Annotated in this window: 24 protein-coding genes and 1 pseudogene; 14 read left to right on the top strand and 11 right to left on the bottom strand. The window is 33.4% G+C overall.

Translation table 11 applies throughout. The features are described from left to right. The first annotated feature begins 135 nt into the window (after nucleotides 1-135). From BTO21_RS05370 to hmuQ, 5 genes are all read left to right on the top strand, one after another. Complete coding sequence (locus BTO21_RS05370) at nucleotides 136-720, top strand: TetR/AcrR family transcriptional regulator (protein ID WP_045029129.1); 585 nt, start codon at nucleotides 136-138, stop codon at nucleotides 718-720. A gap of 72 nt (nucleotides 721-792) precedes the next feature. Continuing rightward, a complete protein-coding gene (locus tag BTO21_RS05375; RefSeq protein WP_045029095.1) occupies nucleotides 793-1,632 on the top strand; it encodes a hypothetical protein in 840 nt (279 codons plus the stop codon). Nucleotides 1,633-1,872: 240 nt separating this feature from the next. Then, nucleotides 1,873-2,682 carry a peptidylprolyl isomerase gene (locus tag BTO21_RS05380; protein ID WP_065192920.1) on the top strand — a complete coding sequence of 270 codons (810 nt, stop codon included), beginning with the start codon at nucleotides 1,873-1,875 and terminating at the stop codon, nucleotides 2,680-2,682. 25 nt (nucleotides 2,683-2,707) lie between these two features. Beyond that, the gene (locus tag BTO21_RS05385; protein ID WP_232582723.1) at nucleotides 2,708-3,691 is read left to right on the top strand and encodes a HupE/UreJ family protein; all 984 of its coding nucleotides are present in this window, start codon (nucleotides 2,708-2,710) and stop codon (nucleotides 3,689-3,691) included. A 116-nt stretch (nucleotides 3,692-3,807) separates the two neighbouring features. Beyond that, nucleotides 3,808-4,110: a heme-degrading protein HmuQ gene (gene hmuQ / locus BTO21_RS05390; RefSeq protein WP_045029098.1), complete on the top strand. Its 303-nt coding sequence runs from the start codon at nucleotides 3,808-3,810 to the stop codon at nucleotides 4,108-4,110. Nucleotides 4,111-4,170: 60 nt separating this feature from the next. Here hmuQ and BTO21_RS05395 read toward each other — a convergent pair whose 3' ends face one another. Beyond that, nucleotides 4,171-5,712, bottom strand: a complete 1,542-nt coding sequence (locus BTO21_RS05395) for an EAL domain-containing protein (protein WP_105026719.1) — start codon at nucleotides 5,710-5,712, stop codon at nucleotides 4,171-4,173. Nucleotides 5,713-6,150: 438 nt separating this feature from the next. Between BTO21_RS05395 and BTO21_RS05400 the strand changes: the two genes are divergently transcribed. Both BTO21_RS05400 and BTO21_RS05405 read left to right on the top strand, forming a co-directional pair. Further along, nucleotides 6,151-7,005, top strand: coding sequence for a bile acid:sodium symporter family protein (locus BTO21_RS05400; protein WP_045029099.1), 855 nt, complete (start codon nucleotides 6,151-6,153; stop codon nucleotides 7,003-7,005). Between the two features lie 611 nt (nucleotides 7,006-7,616). Continuing rightward, entirely contained in the window at nucleotides 7,617-8,045 is a 429-nt protein-coding gene (locus tag BTO21_RS05405) for a hypothetical protein (protein ID WP_045029101.1), read from the top strand. Between the two features lie 258 nt (nucleotides 8,046-8,303). Here the strand turns inward: BTO21_RS05405 and BTO21_RS05410 are convergent, their stop codons facing one another. Beyond that, on the bottom strand, nucleotides 8,304-9,389 hold the full coding sequence (locus BTO21_RS05410) for a type I restriction endonuclease (protein WP_045029103.1): 1,086 nt from the start codon (nucleotides 9,387-9,389) through the stop codon (nucleotides 8,304-8,306). 1,019 nt (nucleotides 9,390-10,408) lie between these two features. Between BTO21_RS05410 and BTO21_RS05415 the strand changes: the two genes are divergently transcribed. Together BTO21_RS05415 and BTO21_RS05420 are read left to right on the top strand one after the other, a co-directional pair. Continuing rightward, nucleotides 10,409-12,238: a hypothetical protein gene (locus BTO21_RS05415; protein WP_105026720.1), complete on the top strand. Its 1,830-nt coding sequence runs from the start codon at nucleotides 10,409-10,411 to the stop codon at nucleotides 12,236-12,238. Nucleotides 12,239-12,328: 90 nt separating this feature from the next. After that, nucleotides 12,329-12,700, top strand: coding sequence for a hypothetical protein (locus BTO21_RS05420; protein WP_045029106.1), 372 nt, complete (start codon nucleotides 12,329-12,331; stop codon nucleotides 12,698-12,700). Nucleotides 12,701-13,013: 313 nt separating this feature from the next. Here the strand turns inward: BTO21_RS05420 and BTO21_RS20325 are convergent, their stop codons facing one another. The 4 genes from BTO21_RS20325 to BTO21_RS05435 are packed head-to-tail and all read right to left on the bottom strand — an operon-like array spanning nucleotide 13,014 to nucleotide 14,146. After that, on the bottom strand, nucleotides 13,014-13,148 hold the full coding sequence (locus BTO21_RS20325) for a hypothetical protein (RefSeq protein ID WP_258179351.1): 135 nt from the start codon (nucleotides 13,146-13,148) through the stop codon (nucleotides 13,014-13,016). 58 nt (nucleotides 13,149-13,206) lie between these two features. Then, a complete protein-coding gene (locus BTO21_RS05425) occupies nucleotides 13,207-13,560 on the bottom strand; it encodes a type II toxin-antitoxin system PemK/MazF family toxin (RefSeq protein ID WP_045029108.1) in 354 nt (117 codons plus the stop codon). Continuing rightward, nucleotides 13,560-13,814 (bottom strand): AbrB/MazE/SpoVT family DNA-binding domain-containing protein, encoded by a 255-nt coding sequence (locus BTO21_RS05430; RefSeq protein WP_045029110.1) that lies wholly within the window; start codon nucleotides 13,812-13,814, stop codon nucleotides 13,560-13,562. The genes BTO21_RS05425 and BTO21_RS05430 overlap by 1 nt, the downstream gene beginning before the upstream one ends. 17 nt (nucleotides 13,815-13,831) lie before the next feature. After that, the gene (locus BTO21_RS05435; protein WP_239998004.1) at nucleotides 13,832-14,146 is read right to left on the bottom strand and encodes a MarR family winged helix-turn-helix transcriptional regulator; all 315 of its coding nucleotides are present in this window, start codon (nucleotides 14,144-14,146) and stop codon (nucleotides 13,832-13,834) included. Nucleotides 14,147-14,341: 195 nt separating this feature from the next. Here BTO21_RS05435 and BTO21_RS05445 point away from each other — a divergent pair, with 195 nt between their 5' ends. After that, nucleotides 14,342-14,626, top strand: a complete 285-nt coding sequence (locus tag BTO21_RS05445; protein WP_045029113.1) for a hypothetical protein — start codon at nucleotides 14,342-14,344, stop codon at nucleotides 14,624-14,626. A 278-nt stretch (nucleotides 14,627-14,904) separates the two neighbouring features. On the opposite strand, the gene BTO21_RS05450 is transcribed toward BTO21_RS05445, so the two are convergent. The 4 genes from BTO21_RS05450 to BTO21_RS05470 form a co-directional block, all read right to left on the bottom strand. Further along, nucleotides 14,905-16,392, bottom strand: coding sequence for a hypothetical protein (locus BTO21_RS05450; RefSeq protein ID WP_045029114.1), 1,488 nt, complete (start codon nucleotides 16,390-16,392; stop codon nucleotides 14,905-14,907). A gap of 17 nt (nucleotides 16,393-16,409) precedes the next feature. Next, complete coding sequence (locus BTO21_RS05455; protein ID WP_045029116.1) at nucleotides 16,410-17,021, bottom strand: tellurite resistance TerB family protein; 612 nt, start codon at nucleotides 17,019-17,021, stop codon at nucleotides 16,410-16,412. A 515-nt stretch (nucleotides 17,022-17,536) separates the two neighbouring features. Further along, nucleotides 17,537-17,932 carry a glycoside hydrolase family protein gene (locus BTO21_RS20230; protein ID WP_239998003.1) on the bottom strand — a complete coding sequence of 132 codons (396 nt, stop codon included), beginning with the start codon at nucleotides 17,930-17,932 and terminating at the stop codon, nucleotides 17,537-17,539. Further along, nucleotides 17,910-18,125: an HP1 family phage holin gene (locus BTO21_RS05470; protein WP_036794948.1), complete on the bottom strand. Its 216-nt coding sequence runs from the start codon at nucleotides 18,123-18,125 to the stop codon at nucleotides 17,910-17,912. The genes BTO21_RS20230 and BTO21_RS05470 overlap by 23 nt, the downstream gene beginning before the upstream one ends. A gap of 348 nt (nucleotides 18,126-18,473) precedes the next feature. On the opposite strand from BTO21_RS05470, the gene BTO21_RS05475 reads away from it, so the two are divergent. The 4 genes from BTO21_RS05475 to BTO21_RS05490 are packed head-to-tail and all read left to right on the top strand — an operon-like array spanning nucleotide 18,474 to nucleotide 23,010. After that, the gene (locus BTO21_RS05475; protein ID WP_045029118.1) at nucleotides 18,474-19,475 is read left to right on the top strand and encodes a ComEC/Rec2 family competence protein; all 1,002 of its coding nucleotides are present in this window, start codon (nucleotides 18,474-18,476) and stop codon (nucleotides 19,473-19,475) included. Next, nucleotides 19,465-20,628, top strand: a complete 1,164-nt coding sequence (locus tag BTO21_RS20165) for an ABC-three component system protein (protein ID WP_205059510.1) — start codon at nucleotides 19,465-19,467, stop codon at nucleotides 20,626-20,628. The genes BTO21_RS05475 and BTO21_RS20165 overlap by 11 nt, the downstream gene beginning before the upstream one ends. Next, nucleotides 20,628-21,134: an ABC-three component system middle component 5 gene (locus BTO21_RS05485; protein ID WP_045029119.1), complete on the top strand. Its 507-nt coding sequence runs from the start codon at nucleotides 20,628-20,630 to the stop codon at nucleotides 21,132-21,134. Before BTO21_RS20165 ends, BTO21_RS05485 begins: the two co-directional genes overlap by 1 nt. After that, nucleotides 21,109-23,010 (top strand): hypothetical protein, encoded by a 1,902-nt coding sequence (locus tag BTO21_RS05490; protein WP_105026721.1) that lies wholly within the window; start codon nucleotides 21,109-21,111, stop codon nucleotides 23,008-23,010. Before BTO21_RS05485 ends, BTO21_RS05490 begins: the two co-directional genes overlap by 26 nt. Nucleotides 23,011-23,119: 109 nt before the next feature. Here BTO21_RS05490 and BTO21_RS20035 read toward each other — a convergent pair. Continuing rightward, nucleotides 23,120-23,341 (bottom strand): annotated as a pseudogene (locus tag BTO21_RS20035) (hypothetical protein); the annotation flags it as partial.

Raw genomic sequence — 23,341 nt, forward strand, 5'->3', positions numbered from 1 at the left:
CAATAATAGTCATTTTTTATTGAATAATGGCGATAAATACGTCGCCATTACCTCTCTACTCATAGGTAGAAAAAATTGTGATCTTTAATGCTAAATGATAGATTATTGAACTTCTTAACAATGTGAATATCAATGATGAAAGACATTAATCCTACAGCAGCAAAAATTGCTGATATTGCCGAAAAATATATTCAATGTCGTGGTTTTAACGGCTTTAGTTTTCGTGATATTCAAGATGAACTGGGTATAAAAACAGCCAGCATTCATTATCACTATAAAACCAAACAAGATTTAGCCATTGTCGTATTTGAACGTTATCTAGAGCGTTATAAAACAGCGTTAACAGCCATCGAACAACAAAATCTAACCGCAACTGATAAGTTAAAAGCGTTAGCCAATATTTTTATTACCGTACGTAATGAAGGCAAGCTTTGTTTATGTGGCATGTATGCATCGGATTTTTATTCTCTCACTGATAGCTTAAACATTCAGCTTGATCGATTCGTTGCTTTTAATGAGCAGTGGATAGAGCAAGTGATAACAGCTGGAATTAAGAACGGTGAGTTTTCATCACAATTAATTGCCATAGATGCTGCTCGGCTTTATTTCGTGTCGCTAGAAGGCTGCATGCTTATTTCACAATTTAAAGACGCGAATTACATTCAAATAGTGGTTAACAACTATTTTAATGTCGTTTTAAAAGTAAAACCAAATATCTAAGACTATTGCTGTCAATAAAACAGACTACACTCAATACAAATAATATCGCACTTTCCTTTCGCAGGTATTTCAATGGCATCATATTATCAATTTTTGTCTCTATGTTGCCTTTACTGCCTCTGTTTCACCCTTCCAGCACACAGCAGTCCCAAACCAACCAATAACATTCATGCCAGCGTTAACTACTCACAAACAATACAACCACTGACGATCAACACTCACATTGATAACAACTACCCCATCCAATTACAATTACGGTTTAATGTGATTGATTGTTATGATGATATTGGACTAGTTACGGGTTGGTATCAGTATGATAAATATAAAGTTCGTATACCATTATTAGGAATATACAACTATCAATTTATAACCTTATATCGTTTTGACGCAGTACAACATCAACGCCTGCTTACCCAATTAAAAGATCATCCAAGTCAATTAACCACCCTTGAAAATAATTCTTCATTTATCGAAAAATTTGAGTTTATCAATCGTTGGCAGCAACCCAATGGGGTATGGCTCCCATTTAGCGGTAAGTGGACAAACGGCACAAAAACGTTAAGCGTCAATCCTTTTAATATGGATAGCATCACCGACCAAGCACAAAACCATTATGATTTAGTGATTACCTCTCCACACCATGCCACTGTCACCATCGATGTATTAACACAACTCGGGTTAGCGTCGGAATACCGTATCACCAATGGTAATATTGCCTGCCCTGAGCTCTCATTAACTGTTGCCAACATCGTAAAAAAAACAAAAGGTTGGAACATTAAAATTGATTATGATGTTGGGCTTCGTCGCTGCGCAGGCAGTCATTCTGGTTACTATGATTTACAGCTCGATGATCACTTTACTGTTATCAATAAGCAATCTGTTTTATTACATCAATGCAGTATGACGGAATAACAACAATGACTTATAAAGTTAATATTTATCCGCCATGCTCACCTATTAACAACTATAATAATAGAGTATTTACTTTAATAATAGTAAAGGCTTTATATCATTCAATATAAACGCGAATTAACGCTATAAATCATATAAAAAATAACCCATTAGATGATGGTAAATAGTCATGTTCAATAGTCATACAGATATCCTGTGTATTCTTATTGGGTATTTTACATTAAGAAAAGAATCAGTAGCATGTTAAAAACAAGCTTATATTGGCTAAAAAAACTCATTAAAGATCCCTTTTCTCATTTCCTCATTGCAGGTGCGATTCTATTCCTTTGTTATTCACTTTATCATTCAGGATCTTCTATCAATGAAGTGATAATCACACCGTCACAAATTATTCAACAACAACGTGACGATAAAACATACTTTGGCAGTTCCCCATCCAAAGAAATGTTAAATAAGGATATAAATCAGGTTATTCTACAACGAATTCTATCGAGTGAAGCGATCAAACTCGGTTTAGAGAAAGGTGACCCGAACCTTAATGCAATGCTAATGCAACGGTTCATTTCTTATACCACCCAAATTGCTAAAATAAATGCCACCAATACTACGTTATTGCACCACTATTATTTAGCACATCGTCAAAACTACCACCACCCTGATCTGTATTCATTGTGCTATCACTTTCTATCACCACAAGAACAAACACACCCCAGCCAAGCGCCAGCATCTCACCAGTGCTTAAGTGATATAACGCAGCAGGACTTACAAGCTAAACTCGGCCCATCAATAATAACGACCTTAAATACCCTCGCACCTAATAAATGGTCAAAGCTAATAAACACACCATTTGGCCCACTAACGGTGAGATTAATTCAGCATCAAAAAGCTGGGATTTTAAGCTTTAACCAAGCTAAACCACTCTTAGCTCAAGACTATACTCATGATGCTGTAAATAAAAAAATCGACGCCGCAATAAAGAACTACCATATTCAGCTGCCAACTCATTCAGGCATCGTTGTCACAACTAAGACCTTACTTCAAAATGTATAAACATAAAATTTACACAGCTATATACATGGTTTTATTGATCGCGCTTAATCTAGCATGGAGCCCGCAAGCAGCGGCACATCCCTATCAACCTGCTGTTGGCCTAATAACTCAAATAAATAACCATCAATATGAACTGACCCTCAAGTTACCCGTGGTTGCTGGAGAACACACAATAATCACCCCCAAGCTCCCTAATGGTGGTGTAATTCATCTATTAAGCTCCCAAAATAGCCTTGATGGTTTTGGCATGGATCTACACCGTTATTTATTGGTATTTCCAGCAAAAACCACCGCACCATTGATTACATTTCAAGGGTTAAACAATATTCAACTCCTGACGCAAACCACTAACCAAAATGGTCAAATAAATACCTTAGAACTTTATGAAGGACATAATCATTTATTATTAGCGGGGAAAGTCAGCACTTGGTCTACTGTGCGGTTATTTGTAACATTAGGAATAACCCATATTTTAACCGGCATCGACCATCTTATGTTTGTTGCTGGCCTACTGCTGTTTACGCGTGATTTTCGTACTTTCTTAAAGGCCATAACCTGTTTTACATTGGCACACAGCATTACGTTAAGTTTATCGGCACTCAATCTGATTCATGTACCCGAACCTCCCGTTGAAGCAGGTATCGCATTGAGTATTTTATTTTTATGTTATGAGTTAACTCGACCTAATAATAAAGACCAACCAACATTAAGCCGACGATTTCCTTGGTTAATCTCGTTTTCATTTGGGCTATTGCATGGTTTAGGCTTTGCGAGTGCACTTAAAGCGGCAGGACTACAACAAACCAGCATTCCTTTAGCGCTGGCATGTTTTAATGTTGGCGTTGAAATTGGACAGCTTATCTTCCTAAGTATATTACTGACGCTGTTGAAAATTTGCTCCAAAATCGCATTTTTCCAACAACGTATCTTTCAACAAGTACCGTTATATATCATGGGAATTATGGCTTCATTTTGGTTTATTCAACGGATTTACATCGTCTTTCACTAAATAGAACATTAATCGCAATCAAATATTTTGTTTTTATAAGTGGTCAACAACGTTATTGCTATGATAGTGATAGCACTCTAAAAATAAAATAACAGTCAATCAGTTAAGGAAGTTATATGTACATTGCAATGAACCGTTTTAAAATTCGTTTAGGCTCTGAACAAGAATTTATCAATATCTGGAAAAATCGCGAAACGTATCTTGATACAGTCCCTGGTTTTCAATCGTTTAATTTGCTACAAAGTGCATCTAACGATGAATACACACTGTTCGCTTCTCATTCAGTGTGGGACTCTCGCCAAGCATTTGAAGATTGGACTCAGTCAGAACAATTTCGCAAAGCCCATGCTAATGCTCGTGGCAACAAAGAAATCTATTTAGGCGCACCAAACTTTGAAGGTTTTGAGAACTGCCTTTAATAACAACGTGTATACCACATAAATACCCAAATACCTTATTCATAGGTATTTGGGTTACCATTATTTACCTACTGGAATATCAACGTTTAATGCTTGATTTTGAAGAAAATCTTCCAATGGCATCGGCTTAGAAAATAGAAAACCTTGTAAGAAATCAACGCCTTGTTGTTGTAAATATTCAGCTTGTGCTTCTGTTTCAACACCTTCAGCAATAAGAGCAAGTGACAATCGTTTTGCCATTTCAACTGTAGTTTCAATTAAGTGCTCGGAAGTGCTGTCTATACCAATATTATTAACAAAGATCTGATCGATTTTAAGATAATTAAGGTCAATCTGTTGCAAATTAACCAAGCTTGAATGCCCTGTCCCGAAATCATCAATCGCAATTTTACAACCAAGGCCTTTAAGTTGCTGGAATAGACCTTGAGTAAAGTCCGACACATCAAGCGCCTCACGTTCAGTTAATTCCAACACAAGTATAATTTTACTGTCAGAAACCTCATCAATAAAACTATGACACTCTTGCGATAACACTGTGCTATTACAATGCTGAGGCGCAATGTTTACTCCAACATGAAACGGATCGGGTAAGTAATGCTTATAAAGCCGTAATTGTTTTGCCGTCTCTTTCAAAATCAAATCAGTCATTGGAATAATTAATCCAGAATTTTCTGCTTGTGGAATAAACAGATCTGGCCGTACAAGGCCTTGAACTGGATGTTCCCACCTCATTAAGATCTCTATCCCAACCAGTTCTTTAGTTGTCGCATCCACAATAGGTTGAGCATATGGCACAAACTCTCGATTTTTTATTGCTCTTTCCAATTCTAAATATAACGAGCGAGGACGATGTAATAACCACCAACAAAATAGAGAAAAAAATATTTGAGTAACTAATATAACTATAATATAAAAATATTCTTGATCCCAAAAAGTAAGCCACGAAGATGGACTATTTAAGCCTGAATAAACCGTAAATGGATACCTTTCTGATTTTACTGATTGAATATCTAACAGCGACTTATTAGGGTTATTATAAGTAAACACATTATGATCGGTTATCCATGCATTACCGACAGCGAGTGAAACAATGAAAGAATTTGATTTTGAATTCGAGAATAGCGGCTTGATATACCGTGTATCAATACCACTTAAGGCTACTCTTTTACCTTTCATAGTACGAACCACAATGAGGGGTTGTTTATGTTTAATTCTACTTCCCGGCATCAATAATAACTTACCATTGACATATTTGGTTTGATCATAATTAAATTGAGCTGGCCCCCAAAAAGAAGTACAAAAAATCGTATTATCCTGTGCCAGGTTTGTAGTACGTACATAAGGAGTACGCGAGACACTTCTTCTTATTTTTTGATAAATCTGCTCACAATGGCTGTTGTCTGCGCTTAAATTTAGTACCCGTTGGTTAGATTGTTCGCCATAAGAGAGAATAGAGTCAATCTGATTAACAATTATTGTAGCATGTAGCTTTGCATTTACCTCTAAGGAGAAGATAAAACCAGCATGAAATAATTTCAAAAGAATAAGACTGGGAAGTAAAGTAAATAATATAATTAAGGTTTTTTTTATTTTGTCAATCATTTCGCCCTCTATATAATCATTATGTATATAATGTTTTACCACCAATCTATACTCTTTAATGCTTATTGTCTCACAATCATCAGCAAGTAATTATATTTACTGGTTGATAATAAATAAGTATATTCTAATCAATAAGCTTCATATTGATTATATGTAATTTTCACCTTCTAGATATAACTCACTATAATTATTTTTATTTTAAATAATTAAATTATGCTTAATTATAAATAGTTAACTTATAGTTTATGTTAAAAACAACAAATAATAAGGTCATTGAAGTAACATAATGAATTTTTCTACCTATAACATCAGATCTATCCGCACACAGCATCAATGTAAACTTAAATAGTTGTATCCATATTAAGTTTACATTATCCATGCTATACAGCATGCTTATACGCAATTATCTCCGCCCTACTTTAATGGATCTGTTTTATCATGAGTCAAGCCATGTTAACTATTATTTTACCTTTAGCTCTCGCCTGGATGATGTATTGCGTCGGCTTAACGCTAAAATTAGATGACTTTAAGCGCGTAAGTTCTTTTCCTCTAAAAATAACAGCGGGTCTAATAACACAATTGATCGGTTTACCAATTATTGCTTATGGCTTTATCCACTATTTAGGGCTACCAGAACCCATAGCGGTTGGCCTATGGCTACTTGCCTTAGCGCCGGGAGGTGCATCATCGAATACAATCACTTATTTAAGTGGAGGCGATACAGCATTATCAATCAGCATGACTGCACTAAGTAGCCTTATCATTCCATTCAGTCTTCCTTTAATGTTGCCATTAGTGCTGACTGATGCACATTTAGTCATGCCAATAAAAATTGCGATACTTCAATTAGTGGTGGTTACTATATTGCCAACGGCTATTGGTATGGTAATGAGAGCTTACATATCAACGAAATGGTTTAAGAACTTTATTAACGTCTCGGGGAAATCAGCATTATGGACGTTATTTTTTACCGTATTTGTAACGTTACTTGCTAATTTATCCGTTTTTGAGCAATTATTCTCCATTGCATCAATCGCTGTTTTAGCATTGTGTCTATGTGGCGGTCTATTGGGTGCTATCGTGGCCAAGGCTATAGGTGGCGATAATATATTAATGAAAACATTTTCCATTGAAGTCGGTATTCAAAATGCAGGTACAGCAATTTTTGTTGCTGTGGTGCAATTACAACAACCGGATCTTGCTGTTACACCTTTACTCTATGGTATTCTTATGAATATTCCAGCTTTGATTCTCATTCATTGGCATAGAGTGCATAAAAATATCATGATTTAACGCATTGTATTTAAAGCCATTTTATTCATTAATTTAATATAATGTAGATTACCACCGATACTAGAAAAATTATGGCTCTTGGCTGAGTCTCGGTGGTAATCAGGTTTAAAAACCTTGTTTTAACGGTAAGAACCCCATCGAATAAGCGAATACTACTTTCCCTGCTCATCCCATCTAAAGACCCAGCATTTTAATAAAACGTCTAAAAAACACTCCGCATATTGATATTATGTAGTAATAAAAATCACAATTGTGTAAGAACGCATATTTTTAATTATTCTTCACTGTATAGCCATAGCCATAGCCATAGCCATAGCCATAAAAATGACAAAATAATCGCTTATTATTCAATTCAAGCAACCTCACCATTTGACTTATAACACATAAACCGTATTGAAATGTTTACACGTGTAAATATTTAATAGTGTAAATAACAATCAATATCATTTAATGAAATTGCATCACATTGCATCAATAAGTAGTATTTACGCATAATTTGTTATGTAAAAGAGAATATAACTCTTGGTTACTTAATTAACACGCAGACAATAATAGAAAATACATTTAGATCACTAACAATAAACACCTTTTATTTACATTCGGAATAGACTATGAAAAAAATTATCAAAACAATCGCGATTGCATCTTTATTTATATCAACTGCAGCAAGTGCTGCTACTGGTTGGCAGATTGAGAAAGACGTTATAGCTTCACCAAAAATCACACAAGGCGATGAAACGATGGTCTCATCTTTCGAAAAAGAAAACGGTCAGTTAGTTTTCTCTGTAATTATGGTGTCTAAAGATAAGAAAAATACCGTCGGCAAAGAAATGCTCGAAGTAGATGCCCCTATCATGGTTAACGGAAAACTTATCAAAATGAAAGTTGAAGCGATCGGGCAAATGAAAAGTTATAACCCAAAAACTGAACAAGGAACGCAGTATATTTTAAATGAATTTAAAACAAAGGATGGTGTAGTTATTGAGAATACAACTTATCCAACAAATAACTTTAACCAAGCGTTTAAAAAACTTAAATAATTAAAATCATAGCCAGGGACGATTATACAATTCACAGACCGTCACAAAAAAATCAGAACAATTATAATCACAATTTCATTTATTAATGATGATTTATTGTTGAGTAATATTACGTTATAACCTCTTCAGATATAAATCCAGAGCGGAATAACCATAATTTACTATCCCTCGTTCTAATATTTATTGCTATTACAACCTTATAACAATAAACATTATAAAAAACAGATTAAGGAGGTTTAGTCTCCTTAATCTAATTTATCATTCAAATTTAGATGCAGCTTCTAACAACAGATCGCTATGCATAAAAATATCATCTAATGCTTCAATTGGATGTCGGACTTCTTTCTTATCTTCACCAACAACGCCAAGATACTTTTGTTTCGCATTAAAATGTAATCTACATAATGGTTTTCTATTATTATCATCTAATAACACACCAAAATAACTTTGCGTATCTCGATGAGTAATACGTGAGACTGCAAATTTTGAACGCAGAATTGCTTTAATAATATTAAAGCCATCTAACTCATCTTGAGTTGTCTCGACCTTAGATTTTTCTTCTACTATATCTAATTCAATTTCAGCTATAGACTCTGGTATTGATTGTGTCTTCATTAAAATTTCGTCATTAGCTCCAATCGCAGATTTTAATCGGTTATTAATGCTGTCATTTAAGAATTGTTTTAAAGCTTTCGTTGTAATCTCTAAAAATTGAGCCTTAACTTTTGCCGTTTGGACGCCGTCATATACTCTCGATGTAAAGAACTTAACAAATTCTTCTTCTGGAGCATTAAACTGTTCTTTAAGTACACCTTTAATTTGATTAAGGTATTTAAGTTCTCCAGCAGCATCAACGACGGAATCTACATCAAATGAAGATTTAGTCAGCTTTTTCACTTCAGGAACGATATGCTCGTCTAAATCAGACATATTCAAAATCAAAAATGGTTTTTCATCCATTTTATTTGGGGCATCTAAATCTGTATAAAACTCATAAATATCACCATTAGTAAGAATAGCAATACGAGCATTAGTAACTGAAAAATATCGAAAAAGTTGACTTGCATGTTTGGTTGATAATTTTTCACCAAATTTTTTACATTCAATTAAAATTTGAACTTCACCATCTTTCAGAAGAGCATAATCAACTTTCTCTCCTTTTTTAGTACCGGTATCTGCATTAAATTCAGGAACAACTTCTGTTGGGTCAAAAACATCGTAGCCTAATACTGTATGTAAAAATGGCATAATAAGAGCATTTTTTGTTGCTTCTTCTGTCTCTAAAGTAGAGCCTATTTGTGAGATTTTTTTTGATAGGTTCTGTAAACGATCGATAAAGTCCATATGTACACCACCAATTAAATAATGAAATTAACTGCATATGGAACTGTAGCATATTGGCTTTGTATAAAAGCAGTAAATCACACCTATCGATAAGGTAACTTACTATTATTTGATCTATGTATAATTTTACATACTAAAACCATCAACTAATTCAACACTTCGTTATAACACTTAAATCGAGTTTCTTATGTCCATACAATACGACCAGATTTACAACATAGGCACTTACAGCAATGACAATACCACTAATAATAACCCTACAACACGCGGATAGTAGATTCCCTATCGCCCCATCGTCATTCACTGTAGGGAATGACGATGAGGACGCTTTATTTTCCCTAAAAACTTGCCTCTATTAGGTCTGTTACGGGATACTTAGCTTTATAACGTATTGCTTTAAGATAATATTAAGTTGTTATGCAGCGTGTCATTGATTACGGTAACTTGATATTGAGCCAACGGCTTTTGGGAAAACTATGAAAAAAACCAACGAACCAAGCTTATACTAGATTGACTCTAATACGTTACTTGTAACCATTTGATATATATTGCTTTAACAACATCATCTGTTACTGAGGACACTTCAGGGACAAAGCCACGTATTAATTCCATTAAATTAGCATAGACGAAATTGTCCTTTACTGACTGAGTGCCAATATTCCGCGTCATTTCCATAAATTTACGTAATATGCTATTTCAGCCAAATACTCTTTACCCTATTGATATAGTTTGATGTCATACTGATTTACATTGCTAAAACAGAAACAAAACAATATCACCTTATACTGATACATTAGGATGATAATCAACCAGTTAATTAACTGTGCCTTGATATTCTTGTGTCAAATTGATATTCTAAATATAGGGTTGAGGCTTACCTATGGCTGATTAGATACTTTTATCAGATAAAGCACTCACAAGTACAATAAGTACTTAAAAACGTCATTAAAATTTAGCCTAAAAGTATATCTAGTTAATTCTAGAGGCATTTTTATAAATTAAATATAGGCGTTTTTATTATGACTGCTACATACTATCTTCCACTAAATAACTTTCATATTGTTTCTATTCGAAGTCTAGAACCTGATCAAATAAAATTATCAGCTAAAAAACATACAACTCATGATAGAGAAGAAATTAAATTTAATACTTTACTGAATTGTATTGCAAAATCACTAGGGTTTTCTGGTGGCTTTTCTGGATATAAAAAAGAATACACATCGAAATTAATTCCATTTTTTAAACAACATAACCTAAAAAAGAAAGTTGATTTAATCGAGAAGAAAGACTCATTAAGCGCTTTGGCTAACTTAAAAAGACAAGATTTATCTGAACGGTTATTCTTTCATCATAAAGAATTACCAAAGAAAGTTTATACTGGATACAACAGTGATTTTATAGATAAGTTTTCTAAATCACAATATGAGGCAAGAAGCTTCAATAATAAAGTTGCTAAATTTGAAAATAAACATATCAGTAAAATAGATTTCCATGAATATCGTGGTTTATTTTTGTCTGGTCGGTCAGATAATATTATTCATCAGTGTGCTGATAAGTTATATCAAAATATAGTAAACAATATAAAAATAGCATTAGATGACGATTTCTATTTCGAAGATAATTCAGATTTTTTTAGTAATTTATTGCTTGGTACTTTATACGATAATAATATTCTCGACTTTTACACCCAAATTACCTTCCTATCTGATAATTTATTTTATCCTCAAACTGAACCTGTAGAAATTGAACTCTATAATTATGATAATGATAAAAAAATTAAATTAGAGTTTATCTTTAAGTTTTTTAGAACATTACTAAACAAACAAACTGAAGGCTGGATAGAAATCATTCCTTTTAATGATAATTTAATTTTTTTAAAGAGTGATAATGGTGATTATGATTTCATCTTCAAAAATCAAAGAGATAGCTTATTTAATCACCAGATTTATGGTGACAATATTAAGCGTAAGGATGTTCCAAATAATTTATCCAAATATCACTTCAAAAGATGGAATTACTTTTGCAATCAAGGGTTTAGATATTCAGACTATCACAATGCAGAAAAAATGTATTATGCGAATGGCGGCCAATCACGTAATTATCCAGGTAGAGAAGTTATTTTAAAAGAATACTACACTTCTAAAGGTATATATTCAGATTTAAAATCATCACCGTCTGATTATATTATCCCTTCATTTAAAAAAGTGTTAATTAATGATGAATATTATGCGGTATCTGAGTTAGTAACCATTAAAGATTTTGTTCATTTTTTTGAAGAAAACAAAACACGATTTGAAGATGATAGCAATTTTAAATTGACTTATAGTGACTTTTTTGAGGCAAATGCACAAGAGGAAGATTTTCCTGTATGCGTAAATTGGTTTAATATGATGCATTATATATCGTGGTTTAATCAAAAACATGATATTTCATCAAGACTGCTAACGATTAATGAGTTTTCTATAGTTAGAGGTGACAATGATATCTCTATCGCTTTTGATAAAGATATTGCACCACATGAAATTATGCTTCTTACTGAAGATGCTACAAAAGGAATGCCACACCGAGATTCATATCATAATGAACATAAATATAACTCTATTCTTATAAATGATAAAAAGTGGATAAACCCGCAGTATAAACTCTCATTTATGAGATCAAATTATTTTGCTGAGTGGTTAGCTGAAGAAACTTGTGTAAGAACAGGTTCAATTAAAGATTTTTATTATTCATATAATAGCTCATATGAGAGCTTAAAACGAAGTACACCACCTTTAGATTCTAATGGCATGTATAAAGGCGTAAAAATAGGATTTAGATTAATTTACAAACTAAGCTGCAATATCTAGAAAAACAACTACTAAATTATATTATCCATGCTGAAGATCGATACTATCAGCATGGATAATTAAAAACTATTTTTATAAGGATAAAATCAAATGCTTACACCATCAGAACTATTTAATAAAACTTTTACACCGTCAGATGATATGAATTGGTGTCGGCTCCCCTCTAAAAGCCCTAGAGAAATAGTCAATGAAATAGTTAAGAACCTGATATCGAAAATAGATAATAATTTACAAAAAGGTATAGTTTCTTTCGAGTGCCGAACTGGTATGAATATGCCAGAAGTTAAAAACCAAGATGTCATGCATCAACTAATTTGTAAATTAATCAATGATGAAATGAATAAATTTGGATGGATTACTTATATTCGAATGGAATATGAAACATGTAAAATAATACTAGCAGTTAAAGAAAGTGATTTATCATCAATAGAGATACTCATGACAGAAACCAACAAAGACTAAATTTTAATGTACTTTAATTAATAATTACGCTCATAAGACTGTCGTTGTTGTCTTTAAAAATTGCCATTATCTCCACTCATAGAAATAAAGCTAATATTACATAGAGAGGTAAAAATACTTCTATCCAATAATAGCATTAAACACAAACTAAACAGCGTTACGCATCACGCTCTACCCTTCACCACCGAAAATGGTCTAAATCACCAACCTCGGTGGTGATGGCTAAGAAGGCCCGAAAATTTTTATTTCCCGAGAGTCTGACTCGTTTGAGGTTTCTGCGCGCCCAGAAGAACCTACAAGATCAATAGGTTAACTAATAACAAACACATCTCTTCATTACCTTCTCTCGAATTCGCTTTCGAGATTCAGCCATTGTAACGCCAGGATTTTTCCAATTTTCTTTTTTACTAAATGGATTTTCAATTACTTTTCTTTCGCTTCTTTCCATAATGAAATCCTCTCAGACTTATTTATGCTTTACACAAAAAAGAACTCATTAACTAAAATTAATCTTCAAACAGCGTGTCAGCACCAATCAATGGAATAATTCTCAACAGTACATCTTCCATTACACCACTATTTGCAGTCGTAATTAACTTAGCACTACGGTCAGCCCATGACAGGGTTTGAATCAAACTTGCTGCCACTACTGATGGCTTATCTAGGTTCTTAACAGGTACTTCTGTCACACCACCACGAATGCTTGTACTGATTGGACAACAAATTAATAGTCCAGACTTCTGATTATACTCTTTACTCGATAGCACTAAAGCTGGACGATATTTACCAATTTCTTTACCTTTTACTGGTTCAAAATCTAACCAAACAATATCGTTCCTTTGCGGTATATATTTCACCATTACTCGCCTAGCTCCTTGGCTGAAACAACCGCAATTTCATCTGCATGAGCAGTGTATGCATTCATGCTTTGTAATAATTCTTTTTCACTAAATGGAAAACGTTTTTTCTTCGCTTTAATTGGCTCAATAATAATTTTACCGCCTTCTGTTTTCACTTCGATTTCTGTGCCTTCTTCAAGACCCAACTGACGAATAAAAGCAGCAGGAATAATGTTACCTAAGCTGTTACCTATCTTTCTTACTTGAGTACGCATACATTACCTTTACGTGGCTACTTTGTTATAACACCAATTATTGTATGCTTAACTGCCAGTGTCAACATTGTTATAACTTTCATTCGAACATAACCACCTCTCACCAAATACCCTCTTCCCCAAGTCGTCTTCAACAAAGTACTAGCCCACGAACTCGACAACTCACAACGCTCGGCAATCTGTTCTGCTGTTACCTTTTCACCAGGCATAATCGACTGCAGAACTTTCAACTGGGTTTTACTCAATTTTATTAAACCAACTTGATGAGGAACAACGCGTGCAGCCCCTATCAAATTAGCGTTGATTTGTTCGTTTTTCGTACAAAACTGCATTCTTATTATCATCCGCTGAGGTTTATAATGAAAAGTTTCTTCAAGCCAGTCTGGATAAGCAAGATTATGGCTGTCCTTTTTTCTTTTTTTAATGTCATTAGAATATTTTCCAACATTTGATAAAAAGAGTACTTGCTCGCCGCTAAAACTCCCATATGCTTTAATTGAAAATTACCAAAATGAAAGGAGAGCACTATGAAGAAGATTATTCGATTGACAGCAACTCATGCATCAGGAAATGAATTCCAAGCAGAGCTAAACAGGGATGGTAAATATAGTCTCAATAAAAAAACAAAGGACAAAGATGGAAAAAATATCACAAATAAGGCCATCTGTAAGGTACAGGTTGAAACATTAGATAAAGCTTACGAGTTATTAAAAACAAATGATTATTTAATTAATCTTGTTGGACTCAATACCAAAGGAAATAAAGTAAGGGGACTTAGAGAATTAGCAGCAGTTACAGCACATTTTCATTAGAAAAAATAATAATCAACGCTAGCTGCTAGCTGGCGTTATATTCTCTATTTATATTCAAACTCCCCCAACGAATAAACAAATTCAAGTCCACCATTCATCCGTACATCAAGCAAACATTGGACAGCCATATATTTTAGTCCTTAAAAAAGGCTCTTATGCGGATTATCACCACACAAATATGCACAATGCACACAATGATTGATGTGCAAGGATATGGCTGTCCTTTGTTTACTAGCTTTGATTGAAAACCAGCGGTTTTAATAAATTTATTTATAAGGCTAATAACTCAAACCTAGCTCTTTTATGATGGTTTCTGACCGCTCGATACTGACGGTAATTCGAGATTCCAACCGTCCCATGATGAACTCATGGCGCTCTGCTTCATTAACCCCGAACATGTCTAGTTTATCTAACATGAACACCACAAACAGTGAACCTAAACCTGAGAGTAGTCCCGTTAATACCATGCTAATCGTGCCAGCGAATGGAATAGTACCTAATGCAGTAGCAATAGCTTCTCCTGCCATAATACCGCCAGTAAGCACTAAACCTGTCGCTAGAATTTTAGTTGCTTCATGCGCTGCTTGTTTTGCTGTCATCCCCTCTGGTGGGGAAATTAATGTTTTTAACGCCTTAGTTAATGACATGAAGCCTTCACGAATAATACGCACCATGTTTTTACCAGTGCGAACAAACATGTTTAGTAACGCAGTAATGATGGAGGTTAAAAATCCGGATAACGCTCCTACTGCAAATGCCTGAGCCACGTTCTTCCATTTTGATAGCAGTTTATTTTTGATGTTATTCAGTCTTGTGACTAATACATTCACCCACGACATTTCAAATGCGTTACCTTTAAAGCCATTGTTAAATATATCTTTTACTTCTGCAAATGTGGCAGAAATAAACTCAGAGAGCAAAGCACCTAATGCTTGTTGCAACCCTTGGTGGCTGCCTGCTTTTACACCATCAACCGCACCACTTTGGGCTACAAAGACAGCTTTACCTACAGTGTCAGATGGTACGTATTTCTCTGCGGCTTTTTCTGCTCTTGCATGGGCGGCGTTTGTACGTCTTTTATCTGCTTGATCATTGGTTTCAGAGAACTCTTTAAGATCTCTTGCACCTTTAGATCGATTCAAACTGTTATGGGTAAACTCGTGATTATCAGAATCGGCGGCAAATTGGCGTTTTTCGCTATCTGATAACATATATGCCCCACTTTCATGGAAGGCTTTTAGCGATTTAACATGATCCAAATCCATTTGATCTGCATCGTGGTATTGCCCTGTGTAGGTATCTTTGATCTGACCTTGTTCGTTAGTCGCTTGTTGTTTTAATTTCTTACGCTGAGTATCAAATGCTACCCCCTCACCACCTGAACTTTTTGGAGATTTAGTGTAATCATCACGGTTGTAGTCAAAATTACGATCGACATTTTCTAAATCAGCTCGGCTTAGATTAAGAGGGCTTAGGAGTTGGTTTATCAAAACGTCTTTGCTTGATTCAAATAACACATCGTATTTATCTTTATTGAAGTCTCTGTCTAACATCTTTAATGATGCATTTACTTCCGCTTCAGAAACATTTAAATCGTAGATCGGCGTCTTTTCTAACAGCGCATTATCAACAAAACCTTGATCAACCCCACTGGCTAACATTTGCTGTGATAACTCAGAATTTGCGAGCTCTTTAATATGACTTTTTTCAGCGTAATTACTGCGAATTTGCTGTCTTTTTTTGAAGCGTTCCGATCTACTACTCATATATTAATTACCTTGTATTACGCTGCTTTTACTATTGTATTCCATGCTTGTTGGAACGCTTTTTCATTCTCATGAATACGACCATCGGCATGCATAACCACTTCGATAATTTCGTCGTAAAGCTCAAATGAATTCAAGCCTACCTTTTGTGCTAATGCAAAAGCGGTGTTAATACTTGGCGGATTTTGAGCCATGCCTTCAATTTTTTGTTTTACATGAGAAGGCAATTCGCTTGATGATACACCAGCAATAAATTCATCTATCTCTTGCCGTTCTTCTACTGAAATTTCACCATCACAGTTAGCGCAAGCAAGACCAACAGCTTCCATTGCGATTAATAAGTTAAAGTAATTTTCAGTCTCACCTAAGTGAGTTTTTGCGTCTTCAAATGCCGTCGCTAATTTACTATATTTAAGATCATGGTGAGCATTAGCTCTACGCTCACCACGACGTTCTGCTTGTTCTTCACTATCATCCATTGCATAAGCAACACCGCCAGCAGCAGCACCTACACCACCAGCAATAGCTGCACCTGCCGCTGTAATTGCGCCAATAGGCCCTGCAATAGGTAATGCCACAACACATGCGATCCCTGCGGCTGCGCCACCAATAATTTTCCAAAAGCCCATATATTCGTCCTTTTATTTATAAAAATAGTTATTCAAATGAAGTCTTTATCTTTAACCGCCAGCAGCATGTTTGAGCCATACAATATAAGGCGAAAACATTTAGGAATTAACCTTTTCACTACGAATGATTGGTGATAAAAAACTTAATCTATAAGGTAGTTTATAAATCTTTACAAATGGAAGGTTTGTGAATCAAAGCACATATGTGAATAATTGCTTATTTTTACTATGATATTTATTGATTTTTGCTATGTAGTCTGCATCTTTATACTGTAATTTAAATGAGTTTAGTGCTAACTCTGACGTCATTTTCTGAGATTGCTAACAATGGTATTTTGACAACGAAAATAGTTACATTGTCACAAAATATCACTGAGTTATGGTCATCACGCTTATGCCACATCATTATGTGTTTGAAGGGTTTAGAAGAAAATGGCAATGTCCTAATTTGTAAGTTAATAATGAGGCGTATTTTTTAGCCATTAATCGACTGATAGGCGCAACAGTGTTACTCCTTATACTAAAGCCAAGATTGAAACAATAGATACGGTTTCACAATCTAAATCTCTTGGCAGAAAACGTTTATCAGAGAAATAATGTCTATTTAGGGTGCCGTTGATGGCTTGCCGATTAACCACCTTTTCCGCTGCGCTGATATCTTCAATGTACCAATCAGCAATGATTTCGGTGGTTGCTTTGTCGCCTTGTTTTACTCCTGTGGTATGGCCTAACCCTGCAGTCCAACGGTCAGCACTACATTGATAAGCGGATGATGAACACCCCTCTAAATTACTGATAAACGCTAATCCATCAGGGGTGGTTTTTAAATCGTGATCGGTACCCGCTACAACCGCCAACACACTGGCGACCAAGCAGCCAATAACGCCACTAGTCTTCTTCAATTTGCTCATAGATTTTCTTCACCTCTGGATGGTTTTGCAGGGCTTTGAGGGTTCGATGTCGATAAAACCAGTTAATAAACGCGGTAAATACGGTGGCAAAAATAGAGATGAGCACCCCTATTTCGTTCATGGAAAGACCAGAGGCTACACCAGTTAAACCAGCCCAAAGGTAGGCAAACCAGCTAATAACTTTCTCTCTCATAGGCGAATTTCAGACATAAAAAAACCGCCTCAAAGGACGGTTATGGATTTAATGGAATCCTAAAACGACAAAACCCCACCGAGTAGGTGAGGTTCTGCAATGTGGGAATTTTGCCTATTAGATAAATTAAAGTCAATAAAATTTAATTAATTGCCATTTTAATAAAAAACTGAGCGTCAAGTCTGAAATATAACCATAAAAAACAACTTATTAGATGAAAATATTCAACCTTTAGCATACAATACGCCACAATTAGCATGGAGTGAAAGACAACGTGAGAGCGGTAGCGTGTCTTTTTCTTCCAAATCTTCCGTAAAATATTTAAACTTAATTTTAAGAATCTATCAAATGTCTAATAATGTAACCCTCTACGCTTTTGATGCGGAAAATGGCGATTGTCTACTACTTATCAATAACAATACCGGATTTTCAATTTTAATTGATTCTGGGCCTAATAAAAAAATAGTAAGTGAAAGATTAATAACATCTATTAAAAATGTACTAATAAATGACTTTATAGATTTAGCGATAATTACTCATAATGATGATGACCATATTGGTGGATTTAAAAGTTTTTTAAAAAAAGATATTACTATAAATAATTTCATTTTTAATTCCTATGATTATATAAAAAAAATAATACCATCACCAAGAAACACTAAAATATCATTAAAGCAAGACAAAGACCTATTTAAAAACATAGAAAATAAAATAATAAATCTTGAACTTACTGAGAATGGTTATTTTTTAGATATTAACATTGATATTTTTAACATAAAGTTTAGATCGCCTAACCTCGATAAACTTAATAAATACAGATCTTGGATAAATAAAGAAGAAAAAAAACTCAGAAATAAAAAGATAAGTAAATCATCCATTTCAATAACTAATGATGAATGTATAAAACGAGCAAGTAATGACATTTATTTTAAAGAAGACACTAGAGAACCTAATGGTTCTAGTTTAGCTTTAGACATTGCATTTGGTACATCAAGAATATTATTACTAGGAGATGCCCACCCTTCAGTAGTTATAAACAGTCTTATTCAAGATAATGAAGAAATAACAAAATACGACTTAATTAAAATATCGCATCATGGAAGTGAAAAAAACACAAGCAACTCATTATTAGAATTAATAGACTGTGATAATTATTTGATTTGTTCAAATGCTAAAAATAGTCATGGGCATCCATCACCAGTATCATTAAAAAGAATAATTAACAATAATGAACATGCAAAAATATATGTAACAAAAAATAATTCAGAAATGAAAGAAATTGAATCCACTTTCAACTTTAATTTCATATATCCTCTTAATTCTATTTTGGAATTTAAATATGAATTTTAAACAAAATACTATTAAAATTAATATAAAACTTGATGATACTATTTTAAGTTCAGGCAGTGGTCTAATATTTAACAGTGATGAGTGTAGTTACCTTTTATCAAGTAAGCACTCGTTATGCTTCAATTTTAATTCATGTGATGAAAAAGAATGTGGAACTTGTGAAGCAGAAATAAAAAAAGAAAGTATTAGCTCAAGTTCAATAGCTATAACAATTAAAGCTGTCCATCAATCAAGATTCAAAGATATAGCTTTAGCTGTAATAGATCTAAACCTAAAGTTAGAACAAGTAATAATAAAAAACCACAATTCAAACAACCATGAATATTCATGTTGGAAAGGTGGCACAGAAGATAGGTTAATTCTAGATAGCCCCGAAACTACTGATTCTGATGTCAGATTAAATATAAAATCAAATATTAACGCACATGATGAATCAAAGAATGATGAGGTCTCTGGCTTTTCTGGAAGTCCGGTCCATATTGAAATAGAAGGAAAAAAATATCTTATCGGAGTACTAACCGATTCCAGTGGTATCAATGATGTATCATGTATCATTTTGGATAACGACTTAACTTCCGAATTAGAAAATAATCTTGGTAAAAAAATTTTTTATCGGCTACAAGAAAAAGATATTCTCGATAAATCAATGAATGTAGAAGTTAATAACATTTCATCTCCCGCCATACAAAATAATGCATTACAACTTTTAATTGCAAACTCTCAACAAATGGCAAAAGATGACCCATCTTATCGTGATATGATAGAGGAGTTTCAAGAATTTCTAACTCCGAGGGCTGGAAGAAAAATCATAGGATTAGATGATAAATTAATCGAAGGAAACAGAGAAGATTTATTAGATGACGCTATTTACTTAGAAAGTCGGTTCTCACGAAAAGTATCAAAAGTTCAAATGTCAGATAAAGAGCAAATTGTGTACTTCCATTGCTTAAGTAAAATAAATTCTTATTTTAATAGTTATGTAAGAACAAAGATAAAAGCAAATAAAGAAAATGACATTATAGATGCAAGTATCCAAGAAAAGATTATTAATCCATTGTATAAAGAAATTGCGGTTGTACAACCAATGTCGATGGAAATGATAAGAGGAATGCTCTATTTTCTAACCGGAAAGTGTCATATCAGGTGGAAATAATGATTATCTATCACCCATATAAAGATGCAAACCATTGTGTATATAGGATTTTAAGCATTCTTACTGCTTGCAATCAACCTGTAAACCTTAACTATCTTCACATCGCTGATTTCTACCATCTATTTCCTTGTCAATTAAAAAACATAGAAAAATGGCCTTCAAAAAACAGTAGTAATTACAAGTATATTCAAAACATACAAGATGCTTATGAAAATATAGAAAACCCAAGAAAAATATTTTTTGAATTAAAAACAATTCAACGAAACATTATCATTAATTTATTATCAAGAAACATAATAGAATATACAAAAGATGATTTAATTAAAATAAAAAATATTCCCAAATCAATATACAATTTAATGAATGAAGATATTTTTAGAAAAACTAAAGAATTTGAAATAATAACAAAAAACATGAAGGCCTTGAACTTATATGGTACATCTGGTCTCAAGTCAAAATCAGGTTTGATGGAGTATAGATATGACTTACCAAAGATTAAAGATTAATCGATTTGTTGCTATTAGAAATAATCGTATTATGTATGATCAACTTTTTCACGATGGTATTAATGTTATAAGAGGTGAACACTCTGTTGGTAAATCAACTCTACTTGATCTTATTTTTTATTCTCTAGGTGGCGAACTCAAAGAAAAAGAGTGGAAATCTCCTCTCACTCAATATGAAAAAGTAATTATTGAAGTAACAATAGGTACAAGAACTTTAACTCTTAGTCGACAGATTGAAACCAATAATAAAAAACCATATATAAATGTTTTTGAAGGAAACTTAGATGATGCATTATTAAATCATAATAAATGGTTGCCACTAGGGCCATCTCGAAGCGAAAATAAAATGAGCTTTTCTGAGTTTTTATTTGAAGCACTAGGATGGGGGCAATCAATTACATCTGAACATAATAACCTAACTATGCATCAAATCTTAAGACTTTTATACTTAAGTCAAACATCAAACTCAACAAATATTTTACGAAGTGAACCTCATTTAGATAAAGAAAGTACGAGACAAGCTATAGGTGATTTTCTTTTAGGATTAGATGATCTATCCCTATACGAAATAAGGCAAAACATATGGAAACTACGTCGAAGTATAGAACAGAAAAACTCTGATATAAAATCATATCGTAGACTTTTGAATATTGATGAATCAACTACCATTGAAAACATTCAAGAAAACATCAAAATAATTCATGATAAACTAAGCTTATCTATTTTAGAAAAGAAAGATAAATTGAATGAAGCATCACCATATATGCCAAATGGTTTTTCTGAAAAGATAATGAACACATCAAAAAATATTGCTGAACTAACAAAAGATATAAAGTATCTATCAGAAAAAGAGCAATATATAAACTCTGAAATTACTGACTGTATGTTATTCAGTAAAAGTTTACAATTCAGAATAAAGTCTCTTAACGAATCTAAAAATACTTTTGTTGTTCTTGGTGAAATGAGTTTCAATTACTGTCCTAGTTGCTTTTCAACAATCAGTGAAAATGAAAACGCTACAACTTGCAAATGTAGTCTTTGTAAAAGTGACTTACCAAAATACAGTTTGGAAGAGAAATATACAGAAACGTTAACTGAGCTAAAATACCAACAAAGACAAAATCAAAAAACAATAACAAGTTTAAACTCTAATTTATTAGATACAAAAGAAGTATTAATAATAAAACAAAATGAATTACGTAATTTAGAATTCATATTAAGAGATTATTCAACATCAACAAATGAAAGAGAAATAATAATAGAAGAATATTCGAAAAAATTAAGTCTAATTGAAAAAAATCTTGAAGACGCTATTTCATCACAGGAAACTTTTTTAAAAATAGATAATATCATTCAAGAAAAAAAACTAGAAGAAACAGAACTCATAAAACTTGAAAAAGAAATAGAATTAAAAGAAGAAAATAGTAAAGAACGACGCTTTTCAGTTCTTAATTCAATATCTAAATATTCTAAACGTTTACTTGAATTAGATATTGGAAGTGAGGAAAGCTTTAAGCATGCTACCTCACTTTCTGATGAAATAAATTTTAGCAAAGATGAATGGTCACTTGGTGGTAGAGTTGCATTTTCTGACAGCTCAAATGTCGTTAAAAAAAGTAGTCTACAAATAGCGATGCTTAAACACGCAATTAAGGATCCACAATGTCGATTACCAAACTTTATGATACTTGACTTTGAATGTGGAGATCTAAATGCCCCAAGAAGCCATCGATTACAACAAAATTTATTAAATACTTTTACTAACGATACTAATTTCCAAGTAATTATAACATCATCGAAAGTATGTAAAGAGCTAAATAATAATACTTATGGAATTGGTAAGTATTACGATACTAATGATTATATTTTCAAATAATATCTTTTAAATCATAAAGGTAAAAATTTCCGCTTTGAAAAGTTATTCGAGATAATATAATTTATCTCGAATCTCCCTACAAAAAATCTACTCTTTAATTACTTATCTACTACGCTAACTCCCTCTCAACCTGCTCTTCCATCGCCATCACTGCCACAGCCCTATTTTCTACCAACCAAAACACCAACAAACTTAACACCACGTTATAACGCTTAAAGCGGCTATAGGTTACTGGCAATACCTGAGCAAAATACGCAAAACGCGTTTCTTGTGTCCATACAATACGACCCGCTTTACAGCATTGGCACTTACAACGATTACGATTCTTATG

The sequence above is a fragment of the Photobacterium phosphoreum genome, from assembly GCF_002954725.1.
Lineage (GTDB): Bacteria > Pseudomonadota > Gammaproteobacteria > Enterobacterales > Vibrionaceae > Photobacterium > Photobacterium phosphoreum.

Bases quoted from the DNA above. Each gene is read 5' to 3' on its own strand.
- BTO21_RS05405 (WP_045029101.1), top strand. From the start codon at position 7,617: ATGAAAAAAATTATCAAAACAATCGCGATTGCATCTTTATTTATATCA.
- BTO21_RS05410 (WP_045029103.1), bottom strand. From the start codon at position 9,389: ATGGACTTTATCGATCGTTTACAGAACCTATCAAAAAAAATCTCACAA.
- BTO21_RS20230 (WP_239998003.1), bottom strand. From the start codon at position 17,932: ATGAGCAAATTGAAGAAGACTAGTGGCGTTATTGGCTGCTTGGTCGCC.
- BTO21_RS05445 (WP_045029113.1), top strand. From the start codon at position 14,342: ATGAAGAAGATTATTCGATTGACAGCAACTCATGCATCAGGAAATGAA.
- BTO21_RS05450 (WP_045029114.1), bottom strand. From the start codon at position 16,392: ATGAGTAGTAGATCGGAACGCTTCAAAAAAAGACAGCAAATTCGCAGT.
- BTO21_RS05475 (WP_045029118.1), top strand. From the start codon at position 18,474: ATGTCTAATAATGTAACCCTCTACGCTTTTGATGCGGAAAATGGCGAT.
- BTO21_RS05400 (WP_045029099.1), top strand. From the start codon at position 6,151: ATGAGTCAAGCCATGTTAACTATTATTTTACCTTTAGCTCTCGCCTGG.
- BTO21_RS05380 (WP_065192920.1), top strand. From the start codon at position 1,873: ATGTTAAAAACAAGCTTATATTGGCTAAAAAAACTCATTAAAGATCCC.
- BTO21_RS05415 (WP_105026720.1), top strand. From the start codon at position 10,409: ATGACTGCTACATACTATCTTCCACTAAATAACTTTCATATTGTTTCT.
- BTO21_RS05430 (WP_045029110.1), bottom strand. From the start codon at position 13,814: ATGCGTACTCAAGTAAGAAAGATAGGTAACAGCTTAGGTAACATTATT.
- hmuQ (WP_045029098.1), top strand. From the start codon at position 3,808: ATGTACATTGCAATGAACCGTTTTAAAATTCGTTTAGGCTCTGAACAA.
- BTO21_RS05385 (WP_232582723.1), top strand. From the start codon at position 2,708: ATGGTTTTATTGATCGCGCTTAATCTAGCATGGAGCCCGCAAGCAGCG.
- BTO21_RS20165 (WP_205059510.1), top strand. From the start codon at position 19,465: ATGAATTTTAAACAAAATACTATTAAAATTAATATAAAACTTGATGAT.
- BTO21_RS05425 (WP_045029108.1), bottom strand. From the start codon at position 13,560: ATGGTGAAATATATACCGCAAAGGAACGATATTGTTTGGTTAGATTTT.
- BTO21_RS05395 (WP_105026719.1), bottom strand. From the start codon at position 5,712: ATGATTGACAAAATAAAAAAAACCTTAATTATATTATTTACTTTACTT.
- BTO21_RS05470 (WP_036794948.1), bottom strand. From the start codon at position 18,125: ATGAGAGAGAAAGTTATTAGCTGGTTTGCCTACCTTTGGGCTGGTTTA.
- BTO21_RS05455 (WP_045029116.1), bottom strand. From the start codon at position 17,021: ATGGGCTTTTGGAAAATTATTGGTGGCGCAGCCGCAGGGATCGCATGT.
- BTO21_RS05375 (WP_045029095.1), top strand. From the start codon at position 793: ATGGCATCATATTATCAATTTTTGTCTCTATGTTGCCTTTACTGCCTC.
- BTO21_RS05485 (WP_045029119.1), top strand. From the start codon at position 20,628: ATGATTATCTATCACCCATATAAAGATGCAAACCATTGTGTATATAGG.
- BTO21_RS05420 (WP_045029106.1), top strand. From the start codon at position 12,329: ATGCTTACACCATCAGAACTATTTAATAAAACTTTTACACCGTCAGAT.
- BTO21_RS20325 (WP_258179351.1), bottom strand. From the start codon at position 13,148: ATGGAAAGAAGCGAAAGAAAAGTAATTGAAAATCCATTTAGTAAAAAA.
- BTO21_RS05435 (WP_239998004.1), bottom strand. From the start codon at position 14,146: ATGCAGTTTTGTACGAAAAACGAACAAATCAACGCTAATTTGATAGGG.
- BTO21_RS05370 (WP_045029129.1), top strand. From the start codon at position 136: ATGAAAGACATTAATCCTACAGCAGCAAAAATTGCTGATATTGCCGAA.
- BTO21_RS05490 (WP_105026721.1), top strand. From the start codon at position 21,109: ATGACTTACCAAAGATTAAAGATTAATCGATTTGTTGCTATTAGAAAT.